Source organism: Pseudoalteromonas sp., assembly GCF_041629635.1.
Taxonomy (GTDB): Bacteria; Pseudomonadota; Gammaproteobacteria; order Enterobacterales; family Alteromonadaceae; genus Pseudoalteromonas.
Genome location: NZ_JBFKMX010000230.1, coordinates 1 through 3,202, shown reverse-complemented (window position 1 = coordinate 3,202; position 3,202 = coordinate 1). Strand labels below are relative to the sequence as shown.

At 41.8% G+C, this 3,202-nt stretch carries 3 protein-coding genes; 2 read left to right on the top strand and 1 reads right to left on the bottom strand.

Features of this window, described 5'->3' with window-relative positions:
• Both ABYD77_RS18425 and ABYD77_RS18420 read left to right on the top strand, forming a co-directional pair.
• Window positions 1-1,215, top strand: a 1,215-nt coding sequence (locus ABYD77_RS18425; protein WP_372771554.1) for an efflux RND transporter permease subunit, incomplete at its 5' end; no start/stop codon positions are given.
• Between the two features lie 140 nt (window positions 1,216-1,355).
• Entirely contained in the window at window positions 1,356-2,204 is an 849-nt protein-coding gene (locus ABYD77_RS18420; protein ID WP_372771553.1) for an HDOD domain-containing protein, read from the top strand.
• 80 nt (window positions 2,205-2,284) lie between these two features.
• On the opposite strand, the gene lysS is transcribed toward ABYD77_RS18420, so the two are convergent.
• Window positions 2,285-3,202, bottom strand: a 918-nt coding sequence (gene lysS, locus ABYD77_RS18415) for a lysine--tRNA ligase (RefSeq protein ID WP_372771552.1), incomplete at its 5' end; no start/stop codon positions are given.

Genomic DNA, 3,202 nt, shown 5'->3' with positions numbered 1-3,202 from the left:
GGTGGTACAACAGGTAGCGCGATTCAAATCGATTTGGTAGGTGATGACCTAGAGCAAATCACTAATGGTGCAACAGCCTTGCTATTTAAGTTAATCGGTAATTATGGGCCTTATGCAACCATTCCTGAGCCAGCTAACTTTTTACTGCCAACGCCAGAGCTATCAATTAAGCCGTTAGATGAGCGTTTAGCTGAACTTAACATGACGCGCCGTGATTTAGGCTTAGCAGTGCAAGCTAATGGTGATGGCATCATTATGATGAACAGTTTTGCGGTTGGTGGCGAATTAAAAGACCTTAAAATCGTAACGAGTGCACAACAGGATGATTTCCCTATTGATGCACTAATGCAAACACCGCTAGCAACACCACAAAGTCAGGTAGTTGATTTACAATCTCTCGCACTGGTTGAGCGTACGCAAACCGTCGATCAAATTAAGCACGTTTCACGTCAGCGTGCGGTAACATTACAATTTACACCGCCAGCTGGAATGCCGCTTGAGCAAGCAATTGCATCAGTGAATACTATGGTCGAAGAGCTGCGCGCTGCGGGGGCAATCTCTCCTGCCGTTGAAGTGAATCTTGCTGGTAGCGCCGGTAAGCTTGCTGATCTTAAAAAGTCCTTACTCGGCGACGGTAGTTTATTTGGCACGTTAAGTTCAAGCATGTTTCTAGCAATGTTTGTAGTGTATCTGGTAATGGTTATTTTATTCCAAAACTGGAAATACCCACTTGTTATTATGGTAAGCGTCCCGCTTGCAACATTAGGGGGCTTTATGGGACTTGCCGCTGTGCACTGGGCAAGCGTATTCGACCGCTACACGCCGATACAAAACCTTGATGTATTAACCTTATTAGGCTTTGTTATTCTGGCCGGTGTGGTTGTAAATAATGCAATCTTAATTGTGCACCAAGCGCTTAACAACCTGAAATATAAAAGCTTAAATGCACAGCTTGCGATTAAAGAATCCGTTGAAAGCCGTGTCCGTCCAATTATGATGTCGACCCTTACTTCTGTCGGTGGCATGTTACCGCTAGTATTAATGCCAGGAGCAGGAAGTGAGCTATACCGTGGTTTAGGTGGTGTTGTAGTTGGTGGGTTAGTGGTATCAACAATATTCACTTTGATTTTAGTGCCAGTCATATTAAGCTTGTTACTTAAGGATTCTGATGTAAAAAAACAATCAGAAGACACCGATTTACGGACAGCCGCTTAGATATGGAAATCTAAATTGATGACTGACCAAAAGCCCCAACTTCGGTTGGGGTTTTTTATTTTAAATATATCGTCTTAATTTCAACAGCTCAGTAATCCTTGTCTATAGTAATTAAGTGGCTTTTTAAAATAAGCGAACTAATGATTGAAATAGATAATAAAATACTTAACGATGTCGCATCCGGTTTCACTATTCCTGCTAAACCCGATATATTGCAAGCACTGCAAGAAGAGCTGAGCAGAGAGCCGGAACTGTTTCGTGTCGCCGACATCATTGCTGAGGATATAGCTACCTCTGCCGCTGTGCTTAAAATTATTAACAGCCCATTTTATGGTCTTGCTAGAAGTATTAGCGATATCCGACAAGCAGTGATGTTTTTAGGGCTAGAGAATATCACTAACTTAGTTACTGGCTATCTATTAAAACAAGCTTATGATCAAAGTCAATGTTCAGTGTCGTTAAGTCGTTTTTGGGATAACGCTAATGATATTGCAAATGTATCTTGTATTATCGCCAACCATCTAAAAACTCCGCTTCCTCCTGAGAATTTACATCTGCTGGGATTATTTCACGATGCTGGTATTCCGGCTATGGCGGTTCGCTTTGACGATTATCCTGAACTTTTACAAGAACATCTTGAAGATGGCACAATGCCATTATTGAATAAAGAAGAGCAACGTTTTAATACCAACCATGCTGTGGTTGGTTATTATCTAGCATCCAGTTGGCATTTACCAAAACCAATTTGCCAACTAATTTTGCAACACCACAGCGATGACTTCCTCACAACTTCAAGTAATATGTTTGATCGTTGCTGTTTTGCTTGCTTAAGACTCGCTGAAAACTTCGTTCATGTTGCACGACTCTTTTGCCCAGAGCCACAGTGGCACAAAATTGAGCAAGATGTGCTAGAAACCCTACAATTAGACAATTATGATTTCCAAGATTTAAAAGAAGATGTAGATGAATATTTAATTTCTTCTCATTAAAAGTGAATAGTGAATGTTTCTTTTTACAGCCCTTGAAAACAAAAAACCCAGCCTTGTGCTGGGTTTTTTATTGACGTTACTTAGTCCGCTTGCGGGCGCATATGCGGGAATAAGATTACATCTTTAATTGTTGGTGAGTCAGTAAATAACATTACTAGACGGTCGATACCAATACCCTCACCTGCTGTTGGCGGTAAACCAAACTCAAGCGCTTGGATATAGTCATCGTCAAAATGCATTGCTTCATCGTCACCGGCATCTTTTTCTTCAACCTGACGCGCAAAACGCGCAGCTTGGTCTTCAGCATCGTTAAGCTCAGAGAAACCATTTGCTAATTCACGGCCACCTACGAAGAATTCGAAACGGTCTGTGATAAATGGGTTTTCATCGTTACGACGTGCAAGTGGTGATACTTCCCACGGGTATTCAGTGATGAAAGTCGGTTGAATTAGCTTGTGCTCAGCGGTTTCTTCGAATATTTCACATAAGAACTTACCTGGACCCCATACACATTTTTCTGGGATCTTAACGTGTACTTTCTTCGCATAAGCTACTAGCTCATCGAAGTGATTCTCAGGATCTTTGAAGATATGCGCGATTTCAGCTGCATCTGGGCCAAACTTGATGATGGCATCAGCCATAGATAGACGCTCGAACTTGCTACCAAAGTCATATTCGATTGTCTCAACAACTTCACCTTCAACGTTCTTAACTGTGTTAACAATCGTTGTTGTACCAAGTACATCTTGTGCAACCGTACGTAACATGTCTTCAGTTAAGTTCATTAGGTCGTTGTAGTCAGCGTACGCTTGGTAGAATTCAATCATTGTGAATTCAGGGTTATGACGCGTTGAAAGACCTTCGTTACGGAAGTTACGGTTGATCTCAAATACGCGGTCAAAACCACCTACAACTAAACGCTTAAGGTAAAGCTCTGGTGCGATACGTAAGTACATGTCGATGTCTAACGCGTTGTGGTGAGTCACGAATGGACGCGC

What these genes read in the sequence shown, in the direction of transcription:
- ABYD77_RS18420 (WP_372771553.1), top strand. Translation starts at nt 1,356, where the DNA reads ATGATTGAAATAGATAATAAAATACTTAACGATGTCGCATCCGGTTTC.